Origin of the sequence: Planktothrix pseudagardhii (assembly GCF_904830925.1) — a bacterium.
GTDB lineage: Bacteria > Cyanobacteriota > Cyanobacteriia > Cyanobacteriales > Microcoleaceae > Planktothrix > Planktothrix tepida.
In genome coordinates, this window is record NZ_LR882967.1 from 1956770 (window position 1) to 1980073 (window position 23304).

Here is a 23304-nt window from a genome sequence, read left to right on the forward strand (position 1 = left end):
TAATTTTTCCTATGAATCTTTGGAAAAAAAGCTTATTATTCCAGCTTGTGAGTTCTTTTCTGATTTTATCGTTAGTCATTGTTTCTCTCGTTGGATATATGGCTTTTTATCAAGCTAAAGAATCCTTAAAAAACTCAATTTTTAATGAACTAAATATGGCAGCTTCCTTAAAACGGGAAGAACTCAACCATTGGGTCTTTGATCAAAGTCAAGTGGTTTTAGCTATAGCTCAAATGCCTGAACTTCGGACTCCTGCAAAAACACTATTTACCCTGGATAAATCTAGTGAGGATTATAAAAATATTCAAAGGTCATTACAAGCTTCTTTAAGTTCATTTACGAGAGAAAAATCGGGGTTAAAAGAAATTTTTATTTTGTCTCGTGGCGGTCGAGTTTTAGTTTCAACTGACCCATCTCAAATCGGCAAATATCAACCCTTAGTGCAATACAGTGATATTCAATCGGATAATCAAAACTCTTTTGTTTCTAATTTTTATCGTTCACCCATTACAGGTTATCCCCAAATTACGTTAGCGGATCAAATTTTAGATCAAGACGGTAAACGCTTAGGACTTTTAGCAGCCCATTTAAACTTAGAACGAGTTGATCAGGTGATTCGTCAACGCACTGATTTAGATAAAACCGGAGAAACTTATTTAGTTGGAAATATGGGAAGTGGTTTATCTAATCGTTATGTTCTGATTGCGTCTCAAAAGCTAGGATCAGATGAATTTCCTGATGGAATTAATAGTGATGGAATTGAACAAGCTATGCAGGGAAAAAGTGGGGAAGGATTATATCGAAATTATCGAGGGGTTCCTGTGATCGGGGTTTATTATTCTTTATCTAATAAAGATTTAGCTTTAATTGTAGAACGCTCTCAAACGGAAGCTTTTACTCCTGCCCGTAAGTTAGCCAGTTCTATTTTATTGATTGGATTAATTTTATCAGGAGTTATGGCGATCGCAATGTTCTTTTTAGGTCGCCAAATTGTGCAACCCATTTTAGCGATTGTAAAAACAGCCCGTGTTATTAGTCAAGGAAATTTTCAGCAAACAGTCCCCATTTTAAGTGAGAATGAAATTGGGTTACTCGCCCGAACCTTTAATCAAATGACGATTCAATTACAAATTTATTATCATCAGTTAGAAGATTATAATCGAAATTTAGAATTAAAAGTAACGGAACGGACTCAAGAACTAGAAGATAAAAATCAACGACTGATTCATGCTTTAAAAGAATTAAAACAAACTCAATCTCAACTGATTCAAAATGAAAAAATGGTCAGTTTAGGGCATTTAGTAGCAGGGGTTGCCCATGAAATTAATAATCCTGTGAGTTTTATTTATGGCAACCTAGATTTTGCATCTGATTATGGTAAACATTTAATTCAATTAGTGGAAGTTTACCAAAAAAATTATCCCGAACCCCAGGAAGAAATTGAAGCAATTATTGCTGAAATTGATTTGGAATTTATTAAAACTGATCTACCCCAGGTTTATCAATCGATGAAAGATGGTGCTAACCGAATTAAAGAAATTGTTTTATCTCTCAAAAACTTTTCCCGTTTAGATGAATCTGAACAAAAAAGAATTAATATTCATGAGGGAATTGACAGTACCTTACAAATTTTACAAACTCGTCTTAAATCTCTCCCCTATTGCCCTGAAATTCAAGTCATTAAAAACTATGGTGACTTACCTTTAATTAATTGCTATCCTGGTCAACTCAATCAAGTTTATATGAATTTACTTGCGAATGCTATTGATGCTTTACAAGAATGCTGGGAACATCAAAATCCAACCTGTGTGATCAAACAACCTCAAATTATAATTCAGACAACGGTGATGGATAAAGAATGGATTGCTATTGAAATTCGGGATAATGGTTTAGGGATTCCTCCAGATATTAAAGGGCGAATTTTTGATCCCTTCTTTACGACAAAACCTGTTGGTAAAGGCACTGGGTTAGGATTATCTATTAGTTATAAAATTATTGTTGAACAGCATCAAGGTCAACTCAAATGTGACTCCAAAATTGGAGAAGGAACACAATTTATGATTAAACTCCCTATTCTTCGTTCTGAGTCAGGGTGATTTGGCGAAGTTGATCAATCCGTTCTAAATAACTAGGAATCATTTCTCCCGCAACCCGACAGGCTTCTCGATCAACACCAATTAAATCTTCTCCCCAAAAAACTTTTTCTAATGAAATTGATTTTCCTCGATCCGGTTTCCAATCCAAACTAATAAATTGGCGATCGCCATCCACAACAGCCCCATCAAATAAATGTCCAATACAGAAATAGACATCCTGTAAGATCAACGGCACAGAAGGACGATGTAATTGTCCCCGTGAGGAGAGACTTCTAGCATGATAATGTTTTCGAGGAAACAAACCATATAAATTTTTTAAAGAGGCAGAAATTAAGGGTTCTCCTTTGAGAGTTGTTCGTTTAAAAGCCGCCACACTAATCCGACAGTCTACTTCCATTAATAGTCTGGGAGCAAACATGGATTTAAACCGCACCGGTTGAGGGGAAAAATTCGGATATTCGGTCAGAGGTAAGGTATCCGCATCAAAAACTTCTATCCCTTCTCCTAAAATTTGATCAATCCCAAGACGACGAATAATTTCACTCAGGGACACGGGAGAACAAACCCCTTCTACAATGAAAATTTCAGCTTGGGGATTTTTCTGTCGCAGAGTGGTCAGTACCGTTGCTAATACCTTCAGACTGACCGTAACAGGAGGCGGGACAGGATAGCCTAAATTGGGTTTCACTAAAATCCGTTTTGCCGTTAGTGCGGATTGGGGCGGTTCATAGATAAAATTCGACGACCCGATCACCTGGACTCGATCACGACTCATAACTCAATCTCAAATAGTAATCTTAGGGGAAATTTTCTAATGAATTTTTAATAAAATTTTAATGAATAGAGTTTTGTCAAATAATTTTAAGCTAGGATACTCAAAGTTCAAGAACAAGGTATCATAAAAAAACAATGTTGACCCAAACCGTAACAACATTGTCTCTAGGGAACTCTAAAAACAAAATTTCGTAGAAACTCAGTCAAGTTATCCCTTCCCCTGTGATGATGATCACACAATTCAGTTGATTAAATCACAGAAGTAACCCGATATCTATCACTGTACTTCCCTCAATTCCCTATAGAATTAATATCGTAGAATCTTATTTCTACTGTTGTCTAACTTTTACCCCCTCTTTTTTGTAGGAACCTCAATTATGATTTCCCCTAAACAAGCACAACTGATTCAATTTTTACGGTGGGAGTTAGCGATCCCGGCTTCTTCAATTGCAATGGCACTCCGCCACCCAGAACAGGATTCAGGTCAGTTACCAATGATCCTGTGGCAGTATGGGTTAATTACACTCGAACAACTTGATCGAATTTTTGATTGGTTAGAGCGATTTGGCAGCATCATGGAAACGAAACCGACACTGTATCCCCATCCGGATCTTTGCGAATCTTCACGAACGGAAACCGTTAATCTTTCGGCTTCTTTGGTGGCTTAATTCTTCAGGGGTTAAACCATTTTAGAAAAGTGTCTTAATCCAATATGAAAAAATTTTGTTTATGTCAAGACGTTTAACAAAACGATTTCAACGCCCACAATCTCAATTTAACTCCCCGAAGTCAGCTTTCATTGAAGGCTGACTTTAATCTTATTCAAGGGTTACAAATTATTCCATCCCTATCTGTTTAAACCTTCAGTCGATTTTTCAGGAATTGTTTTTGAGACGACATCACCCTTAATCATTCACCCTTCGGTTACAGCAGAATAAACCTGACGAAATATCGCTTTATCTCCCCATCTCCTCAAAGAACTCAAAATTAACCTTATGATAGAAAAGTTCAGGATACACTCTTAGTAATGAACTTGGTTGCATCTGTGATCATGATGAACTTTGAAGAGGCTCTGACAATTACCGATACATTGGTTTTTGAAAAAACCGGAAAACACCTGAATGATGCACAACGAGCGGTCATTCAGGGAACTTGGTATTGTCAGAAATATCATGAAATTGCTTTAGAGTATCGCTGTACTCCTGAGTATCTCAAGCAGGATGTCGGGCCCAAATTATGGAAATTGTTATCGGATGAGTTAGGGGAAAAGGTCACTAAAAAAAATTTTCGTACCGTCATTGAACGCCGCACGTTGGAAGAGGAGGGGGAGAGGGGGAGTACAGGAGCAGGGGGAGCAGGGGGAGCAGGGGAAGCAGGGGGAGTAGGGGAGTTAGAGGGGGACAAGGGCACAGGGAGACAACTGGAGGAGGAAAGACTCACCCATCGTCAACCGTCAATATCTCCCCATGTAGACTGGGGGGAAGCAACGGATGTGTCTCAGTTTTATGGCAGAATTGAAGAACTGGCTCAACTCCAACAATGGATTTTACAGGAAGAATGCCGCCTCATTGCGGTGTTAGGAATGGGAGGAATTGGGAAAACCTCTTTATCGGTACAGTTAGCTCAAAAAATCTATCCCCAGTTTGAATTTGTGATTTGGCGATCGCTGCGAAATGCACCGCCTTTAACAGAAATTTTAATGGATTTAATTCAATTTCTCGCTCAGGAAACGGAGTTGAATTTGTCTCCCGACCCCCATCGGCAAATTTCCCAATTGATCGATTTTTTACGCACTTCTCGATGTTTAATTATTTTAGATAATACAGAATCAATTTTACAAGACGGAAATCGAGTCGGACGCTATTATCCCGGCTATGAAAATTATGGAGATTTATTTAAACGTCTGGGAGAAACTCAACATCAAAGCTGTCTCCTGCTCACCAGTCGGGAAAAACCTAGAGAAATTGCCGCTTTAGAAGGTCAAACCCAGAAAGTCCGGTCTTTACCTTTATTAGGATTAGAACCGGAAAATTGTCAAGAAATTATTCAATCTAAAGGCGTTGCAGGTTCCTTTGAACAATGGCAAACCTTAATTGAACGCTATGCGGGAAATCCCCTCGCCTTAAAAATTGTTACAACAACGATTTATGATTTGTTTGGGGGAAATGTTGGTGAATTTTTAGAACAAATTCAGCAAGGAACGGCGATTTTTGGCGATGTTAGAGATATATTAGAACAACAATTAGGACGAATTTCCGAACTCGAATTAGAAACCATGCACTGGTTAGCGATTAATCGAGAACCCTGTACCGTTGTTGATTTGAGAAAAGATTTATTATCGATTATTTCTCCGATTGAATTAATTGAAGCCTTAGAATCCTTGAGTCGGCGATCGTTGATTGAAAAAAGTGCTGGCAGCTTTACCCAGCAACCGGTTGTTATGGAATATATGATTGAGCGGTTAATTGAAAAAAATCTGCAAGAAATTGAAACGGAAACCATTAATATTTTAAATCAATATCCTTTAATTAAATCTCAAGCCAAAGATTATATCCGAGAAAGTCAAACTCGGTTAATTTTACAGCCAATTGTTCAAAAACTCTTAAGCCGTTATCGAATTTCAGGAGAACTGAACCAAAAGTTTAAAGTTCTGATTGAACGGTTAAAACAACATCGTCATTCTTCAGGTTATGGTGGCGGGAATATTATTAATCTTTGCCATAGTTTAGACTTAGATTTAGCGGATTATGACTTTTCTCAATTAACCATTTGGCAAGCGTATTTACAAGATGCTAATTTACAAAATGTTGATTTTTCCGGTTCCGATTTATCTCGATCTGTGTTTGCCAAAACCCTCGGTCATTCCCTCACCGTTGCTTTGGGTGCTAACGGAATTTTAGCTACTGGAGATGCCGAAGGTAAAATTATTTTATGGACAGTGGAAGACGGTCAACAACTGTTAGTTTGTCAAGGACAAGTCGGAGGAGTTAAGTCTGTCACCTTTAATCACGATGGGACTTTACTGGCGAGTGGGAGTGATGATGAAAGTGTGCGACTGTGGAAAGTCTCAACGGGAGAATGCTTAAACCGTTGGCGAGAACATCAAGGAAGCGTTAACTGTGTTTGTTTTAGTCCCGATGGGGATTGGTTGGCCAGTGGTAGTAATGACAAGACCGTCAGGGTTTGGGATACCCGTTCTGGACAGTGTGTGCATCACTTCACCGATCACACCGACAGCATTCGCACCATTGCCTTTAGTCCCGATGGTGATACCTTGGCGAGTTGCAGTGAGGATCAAACCGTTAAACTCTGGAATCTGCAAACGGGAGATTGTTTACGCACCTTCTATGGACATAACGCTTGGAATTGGGCCGTTACGTTTGTGCGTTCTGCTTCAATTCCGGGTAAAATTCATGCGATCGCCAGTAGTACCGATGAAGAAGCCGTCCGCCTTTGGGATGTAAATACGGGTCACAGTTTTCATACCTTTCACGGTCATCAAGACTCGGTGTGGATCGTGGTATTTAGTCCTGATGGAGAATTATTAGCCAGTAGCAGCGATGACCAAACCGTAAAACTTTGGAATCTGAGAAGGGGAACTTGTTTAAAAACCTTGCCCGGATTAGAAAGTCAAGTCTGCTCCTTAGCCTTTAGTCCCGATAGCCAAACCTTAGCGACGGGGAGTGTGGATCGCATGGTGCAGTTATGGGATGTGAAGACGGGACAACGGTTGAGAACCTTACGCGGTCATCGTCATCAGGTGTGGTCGTTTGTTCTGAGTCCCAATGGCAGACGTTTGGCCAGTGGTAGTGATGACGATAAGGTGCGACTCTGGGATGTACAGACGGGTCGCTGTCTCAAACAGTTACAAGGTCATCAGGACTGGGTATGGTCAGTCGCATTTAGTCCCGATGGAAGTTTAATCGCCAGTGGCAGTTATGACCGCACGGTGAAACTCTGGGATACTCAGACTGGGGAATGTTTGAAAACCTTGCATGGCCATAGCGATCGCATTCAAGCGGTAATGTTTAGTGCTGAAGGTAGGCTATTGGCGAGTGCCAGTGATGACCAAACGGTGAAACTTTGGGATGTGCAAACGGGTGAACTGTTACAAACCTTAGAAGGACATCAGCGTTGGGTGGGTTCAGTCGCCTTCAGTCCTCAAACTTCAATTTTAGCCAGTGGCAGTAATGACCAAACCATTCGACTGTGGGATGTGGAAACAGGCGACTGTTTGGCGGTTCTTGAAGGCCATAATGATCGGGTTCATGTTCTGACTTTTGCCTCGAAGGGTTCGATTTTAGTGAGTGGGAGTTATGATCGTTCGGTGAAATGTTGGGCTGTGGAAACCGGTGAATGTCTGCAAACTTGGCGGGGTGAAATTGAACGAGTCCAGGGAATTTTATTGACTCTTGAAGGTCAGATTTGGGTCAGTGGTAGTCATGATCATGATATTAGATTATGGGATATTGCGACGGGAAACTGTGTAAAACATTTAGAAGGCCATAGCCATCCTGTCTGGTCAGTTCATGTTGATGCTCAGGGCCATTTTCTAGCCAGTGGCAGTCATGATCAAGGAATTAAGGTTTGGGATTTACACACCCAGGAGTGTTTGAAAACCTTACGCGCTGATAAGCCTTACAATGGTTTGAATATTACGGGTGTGACGGGAATCACTACAGCACAAAAAGTTACATTGAAAGCGTTAGGCGCGGTGGATCTTAACCCAGAACGAATATTATAAGAACAGCTTTACCGAATCTTTACAATTAACGACTGATTTTTGCTAAATCTTTATTGGAGTGGGGTGGATTTATCACTAAGATCAAAGTATTAGAAACACAGCTACACGCCACCCCAAATTTTCAGTCATCCTTAAAGTTCGGGTCTCACCCCAAGGTCTGGTGTTATCAGGGAAAAGTCGGGTAGGGTATAACAGGATGTTATATTCTACCCCACAGTCAGGGTATCTCAAGAAGCAAGCGATCGGAAGCGATAAAATGTTACTCATTTTAAAATCCAGATCCAGGGGGAAACAAGGCACTAAGGAGAAAACAACGAGAATTTGGATGTGAGGTCAGAGTGTGTAGCCCACCCAATCCACCTATCCCTGACCAAAGAGGGGTTCTACCGTGAATAGTTCGGGGTTTAGCCAGTATTATCATTCATCGGATGAGCAGGTCATTTATGCTCATCTACAAAGTTGTGTCGAAATTGAACAACCCCAACACCTGATTCAACGGTTCTTTAATTTGTTTATCCAAGGAGGAGAATACCCTGATTTGGCTGTTAATTTAGCATTAGGTCGGATTGTCGATTCGGATTTAGCAAATATAGAATTTCAGTATGTTCTCAACCGCAGTTGTTATATTTTAATTAATCGGTGGCGCAAACAACCTCGGCATCAATGGGCTATTCCTGAACTGATTAATAGTTTTGAGCAAACCCCATCGGGTTTACCTTCCTGTTGGACAGCAAAACGCTTACGTTCTTTAGTTAAACGGTTTATCCAAACGGAACAGTATCAAGCTCTTCGCCGTTTAAGTAAGGTCTTTGAAGAAAAAATTGAAGCAAACCAAAAAGAAAAAAACGATAATGTAGAAGGTTTAATTAGTCGTTATCCCTATTTATATGATCACTGTTTTTTAACGGATGATAGTCCTGATGAGCAACGTCAAGAAATCCGCGAGATGCGAATGCAAGCTCAAGAAACCTGGGAGCATGATTTATCTCAATATCTCACGTTTAAACGCACTCCCCGCGAACAACGCTTAATTTTACCGTCGGTGGAAAATCCAACGTTATTAACAGACAAAAAGTTGAATTTTGCAGTTAAACATTTTACCGGGAAAGTAGATGGTTATCATACTTATAATGATTTAGCCTACATTTTTACAAATCAAAGCCAACAAACGCGAACCTATCGCACGTTTAAAGAAGAATTTTATGAATATTTGAGTAGTACGGTTGATACTAAGTATGGAAAAAACCATTTTAATAATCGTTTGTATCGAGAACTACAAGCGACTTTATCCCACAATGATAGTCAAAAAGTGAATGCTACTTTGATAGCGGGAACCTGTCGTAAATTATTAAATTTCTTGGTTGTGGAAAGTCCGCAACAACCCCATCACTTTGTGTTTTTAGATTTAAGCAGTAATATTGGAGTAACTCGTTCTATCGGGTTGTTATTAAAAATTGTCTTATTTTGTCGCAAAGTTAAATCGGATTTAGAAAAACGGTTTTCGATTTTATTTAATCACTATTCTACTTTTCCCAGAAATAAGGTGTTTTGGCTGGTGGAAGCGTTAGAAAATCTTAATATTGCTTTTAGCTTAAACTGGGGAAGTTTAAAATTTAATTAAGTTTTGCCTCAATTCTGGCAATTACGACTATGAGCCAACACTTTATGATTATTGATTTTACACTAAAAGCGATCGCTGTTGCTCATAAAAATAGCGATCGCTTAATTATAAGGGGATAACCCATAAAGTTAACTGATCTGTTCACTTGCGCGACTTAACATGGCTTCATGAAGATGATCATCATGGAGACGTTCCTGAATTAATAACTCCCGTGCTTGTTCGTGAGTTTGTTCAATCAGATTTTCTTCTTCCGCCGCCCGGTTTCGCATGGTTTCCTGGACGTGTTCTTGGTGTTGACGCTCTTGAACCAAGAGTTCCCGTGCTTTGTCTTGCATAGTCATGGCTAGATTCTCCTAATTCCTGTTCAATATTTCTCTATCTAAAATTTTTACATAATTTTAGTAAAATGTATCATAAGTAACAGAAATTTTTATAATTTTAGCTTCTAAGTATTTCAACTCATGCTGAACAACTCTAACCCCATATTAGTATCCCCCAAAGCTTCGGATGGCTAGAAAGTCTCAATCAAAAAAAATTTTGCGCTACCTATTGAGAATACTTTGCATTTAAGTTATGCTGATCACTATCGGTTGACGGGTAAAAGTAATGGATTATCCGTAGGCTTCCCGTCTCTGTTAGTGAAAATAGATTTCATTTGAGCAAGACTTATGAACTCATCTCATCTTGACCAAAGGGCGATTTGTGAAGTTTTTGGAATTAACTGGGTAGACCGTTGGCTTGTTTATAAACGATTACAAGAGTTAGAGATTCCCTGCTGGTGTCGAATTAACCAACCATTACAGGTTCAAATTCATACCCCAAAAGATACAATTCAACTCTTGAGTGTCCTCCGACAATTCAGCCAGTCTCATCAAAATTTAGTCGAGTGTTTAGAACACTGTTGGCATTGTCATCCGATTTGAAATCCCAAAGTTTTTTTAAACTTTTTTCAAATTTTCTGATTAACAGATATTGACTCGGCGTGAACTTTTTTAAGTTTGTCTATCGCTGTTTTCGCTTAAGTACAGCTTGAAATTTTCCTTACCCGTTACCTCCAGTAAACCCATGTGTAAATCCAACAAAAGCTATACAGAATTTAACTTAACAGGAACGATCAAAAATGTGTGGATAAAAGAAGATAAGCCTAAATTAATGACGCTACAAACTCCTGTGGGATTATTGTTGATTAAACTGTCTAAAGCAGCGCGGATGATGGGAATTTCTAATTTAGCTCCCGGTCAGGAGGTGCGCGTAAAAGGTCAGAAAAAACAAGATTTTAAAACCGGAAAGATTAAATTAAAAGCTGAACAGATACTTCCTGCTTTCCCACCCCTATCAACTTTAACTCCTGTATTCTATGATGAAAGCAAAAAAACTGCCTCTGAGGATTTAGTTTTTTCTTCGCCTTTGGGTGTTCAAAGTTCTAACACTTCTAATATTTTATATTCTCCAATTCAGAAAGACTGTGAAACCTCGGAAATTTGTCCTTCAGTTATTCCCGGTGAACCTGTACAACAGCCTGCGGTTAAACCTGCCAAAATCTTAATCTGTCAAAAATCTGATTGTCGTAAACGGGGAGGCGATGCGATTTGTACCCTATTGCAACAAGAATTAGCTCAACGGGGATTAGAAGATCAGGTAATAATTCAAAAAACAGGATGTTTGAAAAAATGTAAAGCTGGCCCTAATCTGGTGATGTTACCGGATAAAACCCGTTATAGTAAAGTTGAACCGGAAAAAATTCCCGCGTTGATTGAGCAACATTTTTAAAATCATTCAGGAAAATCATTCAGGAAACAGATCAAAGAAACGTTAATCTTGCTTATTCTTAGACAAAAGCGCGCTTTGCAACAAGAACTGAAAAGACAACAAGAAAATCAAACACCTAGCTGAAAGAAATAGGGGTTTCTGTTTTAACCTCTGATTTTTTCAGAAACCTTTTTTGCGGAATGATTTGAAGCTGTTTTATAAGTAAAGCTAATAAATTATAGATACTTGTTTTAAATTTTAAAAGAATTCGAGAAAAATTGGATTTTTTATTGAAAATAGCTTGCAACTACTTGACGAAACCAATGGGTTTGAGGTATACTAAAAAAAACACACCCAAGGGGTTACTGTGTCTATCGGCAAAAATAGAGGCTAAAACCCTTTAAACTCGTTCAAGATTGAGAACATTTAACAGGTTTATGGCTACTGCGATGCACGAGTTTTTTGGACAAAAGGGCAAGGCACGAGTTTAGGTATTGACAAAATCAATAAATTGTGCATCAGCCATAAAATCAAGTTTCACGGAAAATTAAGAATTGGGTTGCTTGCGTGTCCCAAGTGGTGAGATGATTGAGATGCAGTCTGAGGGGAATTCCAGAGCCACTTATGGCGTAGAATCTGAACTCGTTGAGATTCGATGCTTCAGCACTCACACACTCACTAAAGTCTACAGATAAAAATAAATTATGGTTGTTGCAGCCCAATCACTTGAAGAACTTTGCATTAATTCGATTCGCTTCCTTGCCATTGATGCCGTAGAAAAGGCAAAATCTGGCCACCCTGGATTACCTATGGGTGCTGCGCCGATGGCATTTGTGTTGTGGGATCGGTTTATGCGGTTCAATCCTAAAAATCCTAAATGGTATAACCGCGATCGCTTCGTCCTGTCAGCCGGTCATGGCTCAATGTTGCAATATGCCCTACTGTATCTAATGGGATACGATAGCGTTTCCTTAGACGATATCAAACAATTTCGTCAGTGGCATTCTCAGACTCCTGGCCACCCAGAAAACTTTGTTACCGCCGGGGTTGAAGTCACCACTGGCCCATTAGGTCAAGGGATTGCCAATGGTGTTGGGTTAGCTATGGCCGAAGCCCATGACGCTGCGACCTTCAATAAACCCGATGCCAACTTGGTAGACCATTATACCTATGTGATTTTAGGGGATGGTTGCAACATGGAAGGGGTTTCGGGTGAAGCCTGTTCTTTAGCTGGACACCTGGGACTCGGTAAATTAATTGCCCTCTACGACGATAACCATATTTCCATTGATGGAAATACCGAGATTTCCTTTACTGAAGATGTCAGCAAACGCTTTGAAGCCTATGGTTGGCACGTTCAGCACGTTGAAAATGGCAACACTGATTTAGATGCCATTGCAGATGCGATTGCCAAAGCGAAGGAAGTCACCGATAAACCGTCTTTCATTAAAATTACCACCACCATTGGCTACGGGTCTCCTAACAAACAAAACACCGCCGGCGTTCACGGGGCTGCTTTAGGGGGAGATGAAGTAGCAGCCACTCGGAAAAATCTGGGTTGGGACTATGAACCCTTTGTGGTTCCCGATGATGCCTTAGCTCATTTCCGCAAAGCCGTTGAACGCGGGGCCAATTTGGAAGGAGAATGGAGCAAAACTTGGGAAAACTACAAAGCCAAATATCCCCAAGAAGCCGATGAATTTGAACGTCGCATTAGTGGAAAACTCCCCGAAGGTTGGGAAAAAGCCCTACCGACCTTTACCCCCCAAGAAAAAGGTAAAGCTACCCGTCAATACTCAGAAGGGGTTCTGAATGCCTTAGCCCCCGTTCTGCCTGAATTGATTGGAGGTTCGGCGGACTTAACCCACTCCAACTTAACGGAAATGAAAGGGTTTGGTAATTTCCAAAAAGGACAATATCAAAACCGTAACCTGCGTTTCGGTGTCCGTGAACACGGAATGGGTGCAATTTGTAATGGAATTGGTCTGCATTACTCTGGTTTAATTCCCTATTGCGCGACGTTCTTAGTGTTTGCAGACTATATGCGGGCGGCGATTCGTTTATCCGCCTTATCAGAAATCGGTGTTATCTATGTGATGACCCATGACTCCATCGCCCTTGGGGAAGATGGCCCCACCCACCAACCCGTCGAAACCATTGCGTCCCTGCGGGCTATTCCTGAGTTGTTGGTGATGCGTCCGGCGGATGGGAATGAAACCTCTGGTGCTTATAAAGTCGCCGTTGAAAATCGGAATCGTCCCACCCTGATTGCGTTAACTCGTCAAGCGTTACCGAACTTAAACGGTAGTTCCGTTGATGTGGTCAGCAAAGGCGCTTATGTTCTGTCTGACTCGGAAGGCACTCCCGATTTAATTTTGATCGGAACTGGAAGCGAAGTGTCTTTGTGTGTGGAAGCCGCCGAAAAATTAACGGCTGAAGGTAAGAAAGTTCGGGTGGTTTCTATGCCTTGTTGGGAACTGTTTGAAGAACAAGATGCCGCTTACAAAGAATCTGTGTTACCTAAAGCCGTGACAACACGGTTAGTGGTGGAAGCTGCCAGCCGTTTCGGTTGGGAACGCTATATTGGCGATCAAGGCGACATGATCAGCATTGATCGCTTTGGTGCTTCTGCTCCGGGTAACGTGTTGATGGAGAAATTTGGTTTCACCGTTGAGAATGTTTTAGACAAAGCGAAAGCCTTATTAGGTTAAGTCTAAAGTTTAAGGAAACAAGGAACAGTTCTTCTTACTGTCTCCTGTTTCCTCTCTTCTTATTATTGAGTGCGGTCATCTACCGCACTTTTTTTATTGAACTTGAGCACCATGAGAACGGGGGTCAACTGTACTAGGTTTATCGGGAGTAATAGGGGAATTAAAGGCAGAAACTTGACCGATTGATTGAGTATAGGGGAGAGGATTTTCAGCAATTAAAGCATCTAAATTTGCCTCTAGGATATTTCGAGGAATTTCACCAATAGTTTGTGCAATGGTATCAGCATTTTGATTCAAATAAACAAAATGAGGAATTCCATCAACTCGATATTTCAGTAGTTCAGGCAACCATTTACTATTATCCACATTCAACATAACAAAATTCAGTTGTTCAGCATATTGCTGTTTAATTTCATGCAATTCTGGAGCCATTGCTTGGCAACTGGTACACCAATTGGCATAAAATTCAATTAAGGTGGGTTTTCCATTCCTCAAGGCGACATCCATCGGAACAGATTCTTCAGCGAGTTGAGGTAGGGAGGTTGAGGTCGCATCCATCCGTACCCCCAGGAAAACGGCGACAGCCAAAATAATCGCAGCCATGGCAATTAAAAAGTTTCTAATGCGTTTGGCTAAATCGGAGGGTTGAGTTGATATTGTTGAATGCAATGGATTTTCGTTCATGTTCCTAACGTAAAAAATGATCACCTATTCTAGGAATGACACAGGAGACAGAAGAAAAAAGAATTCACAGCTGACTCTGACTCCTGGCTTCTGATTATTTTAGCTTAACTATATTTTTCTGAAAATTTTAACGATTCCCTGGAAGTTGCAGTAAAATAGGATAAAAATAAATTAGCTCTAAAAATAATCTCAGAAAGTGTAATAGCCATAACTTCCAAATTCGTAATTCGTAATTCGTAATTCGTAATTTTATAATAATGAAAAAAAGAGTAACTTTAACCTTTCCCAAACGATCTATTCAAATGCCGATTACCTATCGATTGGCAAAAGATTTTAATGTAGCTGCTAATATTATTCGGGCTCAAGTCGCCCCCAATCAAGAGGGAAAATTAGTGGTAGAATTGTCAGGGGATATTGATGAACTAGAAGCAGCTATTGAATGGATGCAAACTCAAAATATTGGGGTTTCTTTAGTAGGACGAGAGATTTTAATTGATGAAGAGAGTTGTGTTGATTGTGGATTATGTACTGGAGTCTGTCCGACAGAAGCCTTAACGCTCAATCCTGAAACCTTTTATTTGACGTTTACCCGCTCACGATGTATTGTTTGTGAACAATGTATTCCAACCTGTCCCGTTCAAGCGATTTCTACGAATCTCTAAACGGGAATTTAACACAAAACTTTTTTTTCTCTTAATATTTCAATGAAATCAAAAAAAGAACTGACAATTATTACTTGGCTTTCCTTTGGATTACTCCTCCTAACTTGTCTTCATTTCGGCTGGTTTTTATTTGAATCTCATCTATATTTTATAATTTCAGGTATAATTTTAGCCTTAATTTGGGCAGTAGATTTATTCTTTACGATTCCGCTTAACTTTTTCCAAAATACAGTATTAAGATGGATTAGAACTGATCTAGGAACATTCTTAATGATTGTTTTTTTATCAATCTTGGGTGTGTTTATGATCACTTGGTTACAAATTTCGATTAATATTTTATTAATGCTTTCAGCCACAGCATTAGCTCGCTTAGAATTGCAAACTTCCCGATTTAGTAATTGGCAATCTTTTATTATTTTATCAATATTATCTACCTTCGGCTTAATATTAGGATGGGCTCTAAATTATTATTTTTCTGTAGATCATTTAGAATTCAAATTTTGTTTCCCCTTTGATTTAGGATGTATTGAAATTCCGCATAGTGCACCAACTCCACCTCATCAAGAGTAACAAGGGTTAAGCGATTAAATTAATTTTATTGGGTGCGTCAGCTTGACGCTAACACACCATTTCTATTATTTTAAATCTAATAATCCATTACTTTTGAGTTTGGGATTAAAGCGAATTTCTTCTTGTAATCCCCGTTCTTGGAGTTGAGTTAAAATTTGCTCTTCCACACGACGAGCAACTTGTTTTAACAGTTTTTCTTGACCGATTTCATCGTTGTTTTCATAAGCTATTTTTTCTTCGGCTGTCATTAAAGGTTTGACTTGAATGGGATGATTCCAAAGAATTTCATCTTCTGCATTTCCCAGAGGAATTGAACCATTTTCAGCAATCCAAGCTGCTTTAATTTCTTCTAAAATTGTTCGATTTGGACGAGTAATTGTTTGTAACTTCAGCCAATAACAACCTTGATATTGCCGAACAAAATGTTGCTTTAAACTCAGATAAATATCTCTGGAATATCCGACATATTGTAAAATTTTATCTTGATTAAAAATGGCATAAACACCAATTTGACCCTGAAGCAAGTCAGGGATTCTGCCGTTTTCATCCAAATAGGATATATAGTCTAAACTATTGAGAGGAGGAATTTCAGTTGGATTAGTCATTGATACAAAAAAACGCTTTTTCCCTAATTTTAAATGGATCAGTACCTATTTAATTATACCGTTTTATTGAATTCTTTTTAACGGCGATTAAATACATGAGGAGACAAATTTTCCCATTCAACTCAAATATCTGTTATCTTGGATCTTAAAACTCTGCTGAATAACTGGCGAGTCGTAAACTTCTGGAAATCTCAGAGTTGCCTGGTTCAATACCCTATTCCCTCAGTCAAATCTGTATAAAAAAACTCAATGTTTACACAAGTGCATTTAACAGAGCGACATCATCATATCCTGTGGGCAACGATTCGTCACTATATTGCGACGGCTGAACCTGTTGGTTCTAAAGCGTTGGTGGAGGAATACAACCTCAAAGTCAGTCCCGCAACCATCCGCAATAGTATGGGGGTCTTGGAACGCGCCGGACTCCTGTATCAACCCCATACCTCCGCCGGACGAGTTCCCTCAGATTCAGGTTATCGAATTTATGTTGATAAATTAATTACGCCTTCAGAAACTGTTGCAGATGAAGCTCTGCAATTATTACGCGAACAACTGAGTTTAAAAAACTGTAGTTTGGAGGCGGTTTTACGGGGTGCATCGCAAATTTTATCGACTTTGAGTGGGTATATTACATTAGTAACATTACCCCAACGAATTACAACCCGGTTGCGACATTTACACCTGGTTTCGATAGAACCCGGAAAAATTATGTTAGTCGTGGTGACGGATTCCTATCAAACCCAATCGAGTTTAATTGAATTATCTTCTCCGAATTACCCTGCTAATTCTAACACAATGGGAGTTAATCCGCTACCCGAAAATGAAGAAGTTTTAGAACAAGAATTACAATTAATTTCCAATTTTTTAAATGCTCAACTGAGAGGAAAATCAATTTCTGAACTCTCGACTTTAGATTGTACAGAATTAGATCGAGAATTTCAACGGTATTCAGATTTTTTACGAAAATTATTAACGGATTTAAGTTATCGTAGCCAAACCCCAGAATATACTCGAATTCTAATTAGTGGAATTGCGGAAGTTTTACATTTACCCGAATTTTCGCAATTGCAACAGGTGAAAACTTTAATGCACTTATTAGAAGAAGAACAGGAACAATTGTGGCCGTTAATTTTTCCCCCCTCCCAAACTGAACGGGTTACAGTTCGGATTGGGTCAGAAAATCCCTTAGAACCCATTCAAGGCTGTACTCTGGTTTCGGCTCAATATCGACGGGATAATATTCCGGTGGGCAGTGTGGGAATTTTAGGCCCGACTCGGATGATGTATGAAAATGCCATCGCCGTTGTTGAAGCCGCTGCTGATTATTTGTCGGAAGCACTGAGTTAATGTTTAATTTCTATATTTATGGTCGGTTTAGAACCCTTAGAAAATAGTTTATTTTCCTTTGTCCATCTTCTGAGATTTGGCTTAGAAGCAATTTCGGCTTTTTGCGTATTTTTAGGATTAATTACCACCTTAAAAATAGCCCTAAAGGCTTTCCAGCGAAGGCTGGTTTTTCCCTTTATAGAATTACGTCTCCACTTTGGAACGTGGTTAGCCTTAGCCTTGGAATTTCAATTGGGTGCGGATATTGTTTCTACCACGATTACACCCTCTTTTCAGGTATTAGGACAGTTAGCGGCAATTGCTGTGATTCGGACATTTTTAAATTATTTTTTGAATAAAGAACTGGAAAGTGAAACTAACTTTCAGAAAAAGCTAGAGGAGAAATCTTCTATTCAAGAATTATAAAATCTCATGGTGAATTCTGACCCTTTAACAATCGCAGAAACAGCAATTGCCGAGTTTGAACGTTCAAAAGTTCCTGGGGTTTGGACGGGACTTAATAAACAGCAAATTATTGCCGAAATGCGCTCACGTCTGCTAAATCCCTTTAACATTAATCAAGGTTCTCAACCTTTTTGTGGCCCTGCTGCTATTATTTTTGAACTCGCTCGAAAACAACCTACTGCTTATATTCAACTCTGTCGAAATCTGTTTCAAATTGGTGGCTTTCATACCCAAACAAATCGTTGGATTCCTTCACCTATCTATTTACAACAGAGTCCAGTTAATGTTAAGATCCCTCAAGTAGATTGGATGGTGTTATCAACCTTAAGAGAATCGGAAAATCTGATTTTTTCCGTTGACCCGAATGCACCTCAACTCTTCAGAAATTTAGCGGGAATTACCAAACCTTGGGAAATTGGAGGATGGACTCAAGAAATTTTAGGCTATCAAACCATTCATTATAATTATGCTTATTTATTCGGAGATTTAGAAGCCATTCAAAAGGCAAATCAAATTGTAAAATCCGGGGGTGTTGCCTTTGCATTAATTAATGATTTGGGTTTACTCCTGAACAAACCTTCTGTTTTTTCCTATCCAAGTCATTGGGTTGCCTTACTGGATGAATTAAATATTGATTACAATAAGAATATGATTGAGTTTAATCTATTTACCTGGGGAAAAGAGATGCAAATTACTATTGATTTAACTATCTTTAAAACCCATTTCTGGGAAGTTGTTACAGGGATTTAGTAGAGACGCGCCAAAAGCCTACGGCATGGCTGGGCTCAGGCGCGTCTCTACACCAGACAAATGCGTAGCAAACATTTCAGGATTTCAAATAACTTCCTATTAATGAATTGGTAATAATCCGCTTAACGCCTAAATTAACTAAGGTGTTAAAATCATTGAGATCATCCACCGTCCAAACCACAATATCGACTCCTTGATTTTGACTTTGGGTTACGATTTCTGGATGTTGTAATACAATCGGATAATGGATGCTTAAAATCGAATTTCCTTTGTTAATTGCTTTTTGAAGCTGTTCTTCAAACTGATTAAAACCAATTAAAAAATATCCGAGGGGTATTTCAGGATGATAGTGACGAATTTGATCTAAAAAATTTTCATTAAAAGAAGTCATAATTGATTTATTAAGGAGATTATTTTGAACTAAAAATTCTCCTAACTTTTGAACTTCTTCCTCTAACCATTGATGATTTGGTTTAATATCAAAATATAAAAAATCCTTAACATTTTGAAAAGTAGCGATCGCATCTTCTAATGTGGGAATACTTTCTCCAGCAAATCGTTCAGCAAACCACGAACCTGCATCTAATTCTTTGAGTTCTGCAACAGTTTTCTCGGAAACTTTACCCGATGTTCCCGTAATTCGATTTAACAATTCATCATGAAAAATGACAGGAATTCCATCCGCAGAAACTTGTACATCAAATTCCAGAGAATCTGCCCCCTGCTGTAAAGCTGCACTAAACGCAACCAGGGTATTTTCAGGTGCCATCACTGAAAACCCCCGATGAGCAATAATTTCTAAATCCATAATTTTACCTCTATTTCTATAATCATTATTTTACCATCATTTGATCTTTTAAAAACGCTTCAACGGTTTGATTAAAACAATCGGGTTCAACTAAAAATGACCAATGATTGCCCGCCACACGCTCAATTTTTAACTGGGTTAAATACTGTTGATAAGGTTTTAATTGCCAGTCCATACGATTAACTCCCTTTTCCGGTTGAATCAATAATGTGGGAATATTAATGTTTTCTGTTAACCCTGGAACTTCCATCACCTGTTCAAAAATTTCATTTCGGGCGGGAATTCCAAATTTACTTCCCCAAGTTCCATCTGGTTTTTGTTCCATTCCCGCTTCAAATAATTCCTGTTGTAAATCACTCCATCCCACAAATTGAGCTAACTGTTTAGCTTGATTTTCCGCCTGTTCAAAACTAGCAAACGGGCCGATTAATTTTAAACAATCTAACTGACGATACAAAAGCGGCAGAGTTAATTTAAACAAACCGGGAAGTTTCATAATAAAAATTGGATCAACTAAAATCATACTATTAAACCGATCAGGATTTTGTCTTGCCCAAATCGCTGCCATTTTTCCCGTCCAAGAATGCCCTAAAATATGGGCTTTTGACCAATTAAGCTGATCCATTAATGCTTCTAAATCTTCAATAACTTCAGTAAAGGTATATCCCTGTTCGGGTTTACTACTTTCTCCATGTCCTCGCATATCCGGTGCTATAATATGATGGTGATCGCTCAATTTCTCTCCTAACTTTTTCCAAACTAACGCTTGATCCGCTAACCCATGTAATAATAAAAGGTTGGTATCCGAGGAACCACTCACCCCAGGATTCCATTCTAAATAAGAGAGGTTAGCCCTTGATAGGGATAAGGTTTTTCTAATATAACTCATAGTTTTACTCTTTAAAACTAATAAATTAGCAAACTGGATATTTTCAGTATAAAGGATTAGATCTCTCCCTATCAATCCGCGCCGAGGTTGTAATATTTTATCGTAGAGGGGTTGGGAGACTCAACCCTCTTTGCGCCTGGCTTTGGAAACCAAACTCCTACAGAACTTTTTCATAAATTATTTAGGATTGCTATAGTATAGGGTGGGTGATTAGAAAAAGCTTGTGATTTCAGCCGTTAAGTTAGGGTTTGTCACTGACCCTAGGTTTAACAATGATGAAATTTTAGGTAAAATATGAGATAATAATATCAACCTTCTCTTAACTTTATTTTGGCAAACTCAGTCAGACATCATGCAAGCATCTACAGAGTGGCAACAGGTAAAAACTGCCTTTAAAAAGATTTGGGGTTATGATGATTTCCGACCTCCCCAAGGGGAAATTATTAAAAGCTTACTAGACTACAAAGATGCTTTAATTGTTATGCCAACGGGAGGCGGAAAATCCATCTGTTTTCAACTTCCAGCTTTATTAAAAACCGGATTAACCTTAGTCATCTCGCCCCTGGTGGCATTAATGGAAAATCAGGTACAAGAACTTCAAGAGCTCAAACTTCCCGCCGCCTTAATTCATAGCCAATTAATGCCCCAACAACGACGTAATACCTTACGTTTAGTTGAACAAAATCAATTAAGACTTCTCTATCTTTCTCCTGAAACTCTATTAAGTTCTCCTGTTTGGAGTGTGATTTCTCAACCCCAGGTTCAAATCAATGGTTTAATCTTAGATGAAGCCCATTGTTTAGTCCAATGGGGGGATACATTTCGCCCTGCTTATCGACGTTTAGGGGCTATTCGTGCGACTTTATTAAAACTAAAACCTACGGGAACGAAAATAGCGATCGCAGCCTTTACGGCTACCGCCGATCCTGATGCTCAAGCTATTATTAAACAGGTTTTAAACCTCAAAAATCCTCAACAATTTCTCCTCAGTCCCTATCGATCTAATTTAGAATTAAACATTAAAACAGTTTGTACTCCCAGAGGACGACAACAACAGTTAATTCAATTTATTCAACCTCGAAAAAATCAGACCGGTTTAATTTATGCCCGTACTCGCAAAGACTGTGAACAATTAGCCCAATGGTTACAAACCCAAAATTATTCAACCGTTGCTTATCATGCAGGTTTAGGTTCCGATGAACGCCGAAAAATCGAAAAAGATTGGTTAGAGGAAAACGTTAAATTTGTGGTTTGTAGTAGTGCCTTTGGCATGGGAATTAATAAAAGTAATGTTCGATGGGTTGCCCATTTTCAAGCTCCGTTTTTATTATCAGAATATATTCAAGAAGTGGGGCGGGCTGGAAGAGATGGTCAACCTGCAATCGCATTAACAATTATTAGCGAACCTACAGGTTTTTTCTATCCTGAAGATAAACAACGGCAAAATTATTTAAAAGAAAATCTACAAAAACAATATCAAGCAGCCAATCAATTAATTAAGAAACTTCCCTTAAGAGGAAATATAGAAACGGTTTCTGAACAATTTAACAATAGTGAGATCGCCCTTTCCATTTTACACGCCCAAGGACGCTTAATCTGGCGTGATCCGTTTCACTATGAAATTCAATCTAAACCTGCTAAATCGACTTTGGATCTAAATCATAAAGCCATTCAACAAATGAATCAATACTTAAAAACTCGTCAATGTCGGTGGCAATTTTTATTACAAGCGTTTGGATTCAATTTAGATCAGTCCTTCAAAAGATGCGGTCATTGCGATCGCTGTAAATCCCCTCAAAAATCTTAACCCCAAAATCCTTGTGTAGGATGGACACCATTATTATGATTGTACAATTCATTTAGACTTGCTATTTATAATAATTTTAGCCTTAGCTTTACTAAATCTTCATAATTAAATTGATCATCTTTACAAAACACTCTTGTTTTCTACTTAACTGAGTTAATATTATAGGCTTAAAGGTGCAAACGAAGAATTAACTCAGAATTTTAAGCTACAATTTTTAATTTTTTAATAGTCAAGCAAGGAGTCAGAAGATGTCTACTCAAACTATTCGTAAACTAGCTTTGTTTTGTCTAACAAGTGCTGCTTTAAGCGGAGGTGCAATGACAACAGCAAGTTCAGCAATTGCTGGCCCTATTGATACCTGGGATTTAGTCAGTACATTTGATTTTTATTTTCTCAACCCAAACTTGTTCTATCCACCCCCCACTTATAAGCTAGTTATAGATGTGGCAGGTTATACAGCAGATAATAAAGATAACTTATTTAATAATGTGGACATTAGCCCATTGGCTACAAGTATGACTTATTTCCAAGTTAAGGGTGCTGGTGGATTTACTTCCCATACTGATACTTCTTTTTTACCGAGTGGAACGAATTTATTTTCGGCTGAGTTGCAGCCGGCTCAAGATAATACATTGGGTGCTCTAAATATTTCTTCCATGAAACTAGACATTAAGCGAACAGCAAGTAATTTGTTTAACCTCACATTATTTAGCACAGATGCTAATAATATTCCTAAAATTTTCGCTTATGATACGAATGTAAGTTTTAATCACAAAGGTTCTGTTCCAGAGCCAAGTACAGTTTTAGGATTATTAGGATTATCTGCTTTCAGCTTAAAAGTTTTAAAGAAAACTCAAAAGAACTAAGGTTCTAAAGAGAAATCAATATCAGTATTTTTCTCAAAACCAGGATAAGCAATCAACTCTCATTCTTTTTATTTAGATTTGAGAGTTTTATTAATTTATAGTATCTTAGCTTTCTTTAAACACTTTTGAAACAACTCCATCTATTTTAAAAATCGACAGGTTCATCGGAATAAAATA

The 23304-nt window shown here is 38.6% G+C and carries 20 protein-coding genes; 14 read left to right on the plus strand and 6 right to left on the minus strand.

Annotated features, from left to right (window positions below):
- Positions 1-47: 47 nt before the first annotated feature.
- On the plus strand, positions 48-2096 hold the full coding sequence (locus NMK36_RS08345; protein ID WP_254173515.1) for a HAMP domain-containing sensor histidine kinase: 2049 nt from the start codon (positions 48-50) through the stop codon (positions 2094-2096).
- On the opposite strand, the gene NMK36_RS08350 is transcribed toward NMK36_RS08345, so the two are convergent.
- On the minus strand, positions 2071-2871 hold the full coding sequence (locus NMK36_RS08350) for a DUF362 domain-containing protein (RefSeq protein WP_072720503.1): 801 nt from the start codon (positions 2869-2871) through the stop codon (positions 2071-2073). The genes NMK36_RS08345 and NMK36_RS08350 overlap by 26 nt on opposite strands.
- Positions 2872-3247: 376 nt before the next feature.
- On the opposite strand from NMK36_RS08350, the gene NMK36_RS28945 reads away from it, so the two are divergent.
- The 3 genes from NMK36_RS28945 (at position 3248) to NMK36_RS08365 (ending at position 9235) form a co-directional block, all read left to right on the plus strand.
- Entirely contained in the window at positions 3248-3538 is a 291-nt protein-coding gene (locus tag NMK36_RS28945) for a DUF2949 domain-containing protein (protein ID WP_306341364.1), read from the plus strand.
- A gap of 383 nt (positions 3539-3921) precedes the next feature.
- Positions 3922-7614, plus strand: a complete 3693-nt coding sequence (locus tag NMK36_RS08360) for an NB-ARC domain-containing protein (protein WP_254173516.1) — start codon at positions 3922-3924, stop codon at positions 7612-7614.
- Between the two features lie 388 nt (positions 7615-8002).
- A complete protein-coding gene (locus tag NMK36_RS08365; RefSeq protein WP_072720918.1) occupies positions 8003-9235 on the plus strand; it encodes a hypothetical protein in 1233 nt (410 codons plus the stop codon).
- Positions 9236-9363: 128 nt separating this feature from the next.
- On the opposite strand, the gene NMK36_RS08370 is transcribed toward NMK36_RS08365, so the two are convergent.
- Positions 9364-9576: a hypothetical protein gene (locus NMK36_RS08370; protein ID WP_072720920.1), complete on the minus strand. Its 213-nt coding sequence runs from the start codon at positions 9574-9576 to the stop codon at positions 9364-9366.
- Between the two features lie 327 nt (positions 9577-9903).
- Between NMK36_RS08370 and NMK36_RS08375 the strand changes: the two genes are divergently transcribed.
- The 3 genes from NMK36_RS08375 (at position 9904) to tkt (ending at position 13695) form a co-directional block, all read left to right on the plus strand.
- The gene (locus tag NMK36_RS08375) at positions 9904-10158 is read left to right on the plus strand and encodes an Asr1405/Asl0597 family protein (RefSeq protein ID WP_254173517.1); all 255 of its coding nucleotides are present in this window, start codon (positions 9904-9906) and stop codon (positions 10156-10158) included.
- Between the two features lie 142 nt (positions 10159-10300).
- Positions 10301-11005 carry a (2Fe-2S) ferredoxin domain-containing protein gene (locus NMK36_RS08380; protein WP_072720922.1) on the plus strand — a complete coding sequence of 235 codons (705 nt, stop codon included), beginning with the start codon at positions 10301-10303 and terminating at the stop codon, positions 11003-11005.
- A 683-nt stretch (positions 11006-11688) separates the two neighbouring features.
- Positions 11689-13695, plus strand: a complete 2007-nt coding sequence (tkt, locus tag NMK36_RS08385; protein WP_254173518.1) for a transketolase — start codon at positions 11689-11691, stop codon at positions 13693-13695.
- Positions 13696-13788: 93 nt separating this feature from the next.
- Here the strand turns inward: tkt and NMK36_RS08390 are convergent, their stop codons facing one another.
- Entirely contained in the window at positions 13789-14379 is a 591-nt protein-coding gene (locus tag NMK36_RS08390; RefSeq protein ID WP_254173519.1) for a thioredoxin family protein, read from the minus strand.
- Between the two features lie 257 nt (positions 14380-14636).
- On the opposite strand from NMK36_RS08390, the gene NMK36_RS08395 reads away from it, so the two are divergent.
- Both NMK36_RS08395 and NMK36_RS08400 read left to right on the plus strand, forming a co-directional pair.
- Complete coding sequence (locus NMK36_RS08395) at positions 14637-15041, plus strand: NIL domain-containing protein (protein ID WP_072720928.1); 405 nt, start codon at positions 14637-14639, stop codon at positions 15039-15041.
- Positions 15042-15083: 42 nt separating this feature from the next.
- On the plus strand, positions 15084-15611 hold the full coding sequence (locus NMK36_RS08400; protein ID WP_072720930.1) for a hypothetical protein: 528 nt from the start codon (positions 15084-15086) through the stop codon (positions 15609-15611).
- A gap of 65 nt (positions 15612-15676) precedes the next feature.
- Here NMK36_RS08400 and NMK36_RS08405 read toward each other — a convergent pair whose 3' ends face one another.
- Positions 15677-16216 (minus strand): GIY-YIG nuclease family protein, encoded by a 540-nt coding sequence (locus tag NMK36_RS08405; RefSeq protein WP_072720932.1) that lies wholly within the window; start codon positions 16214-16216, stop codon positions 15677-15679.
- Between the two features lie 249 nt (positions 16217-16465).
- On the opposite strand from NMK36_RS08405, the gene hrcA reads away from it, so the two are divergent.
- Genes hrcA through NMK36_RS08420 form a run of 3 tightly spaced genes read left to right on the plus strand, consistent with a single transcriptional unit; the run spans position 16466 to position 18757 of the window.
- A complete protein-coding gene (hrcA, locus tag NMK36_RS08410; RefSeq protein WP_072720933.1) occupies positions 16466-17563 on the plus strand; it encodes a heat-inducible transcriptional repressor HrcA in 1098 nt (365 codons plus the stop codon).
- Positions 17564-17581: 18 nt separating this feature from the next.
- Positions 17582-17968, plus strand: coding sequence for a DUF1622 domain-containing protein (locus NMK36_RS08415; RefSeq protein WP_072720935.1), 387 nt, complete (start codon positions 17582-17584; stop codon positions 17966-17968).
- 6 nt (positions 17969-17974) lie between these two features.
- A complete protein-coding gene (locus NMK36_RS08420) occupies positions 17975-18757 on the plus strand; it encodes a hypothetical protein (RefSeq protein ID WP_072720936.1) in 783 nt (260 codons plus the stop codon).
- 76 nt (positions 18758-18833) lie between these two features.
- Here NMK36_RS08420 and NMK36_RS08425 read toward each other — a convergent pair whose 3' ends face one another.
- Entirely contained in the window at positions 18834-19565 is a 732-nt protein-coding gene (locus NMK36_RS08425) for a glycerophosphodiester phosphodiesterase (RefSeq protein WP_072720938.1), read from the minus strand.
- Between the two features lie 25 nt (positions 19566-19590).
- Complete coding sequence (locus NMK36_RS08430) at positions 19591-20454, minus strand: alpha/beta fold hydrolase (protein ID WP_254173520.1); 864 nt, start codon at positions 20452-20454, stop codon at positions 19591-19593.
- Between the two features lie 352 nt (positions 20455-20806).
- Here NMK36_RS08430 and NMK36_RS08435 point away from each other — a divergent pair, with 352 nt between their 5' ends.
- Entirely contained in the window at positions 20807-22261 is a 1455-nt protein-coding gene (locus tag NMK36_RS08435) for a RecQ family ATP-dependent DNA helicase (protein ID WP_072720942.1), read from the plus strand.
- A gap of 248 nt (positions 22262-22509) precedes the next feature.
- Positions 22510-23127 (plus strand): PEP-CTERM sorting domain-containing protein, encoded by a 618-nt coding sequence (locus NMK36_RS08440; RefSeq protein ID WP_072720944.1) that lies wholly within the window; start codon positions 22510-22512, stop codon positions 23125-23127.
- The last annotated feature ends 177 nt before the right edge of the window (positions 23128-23304 follow it).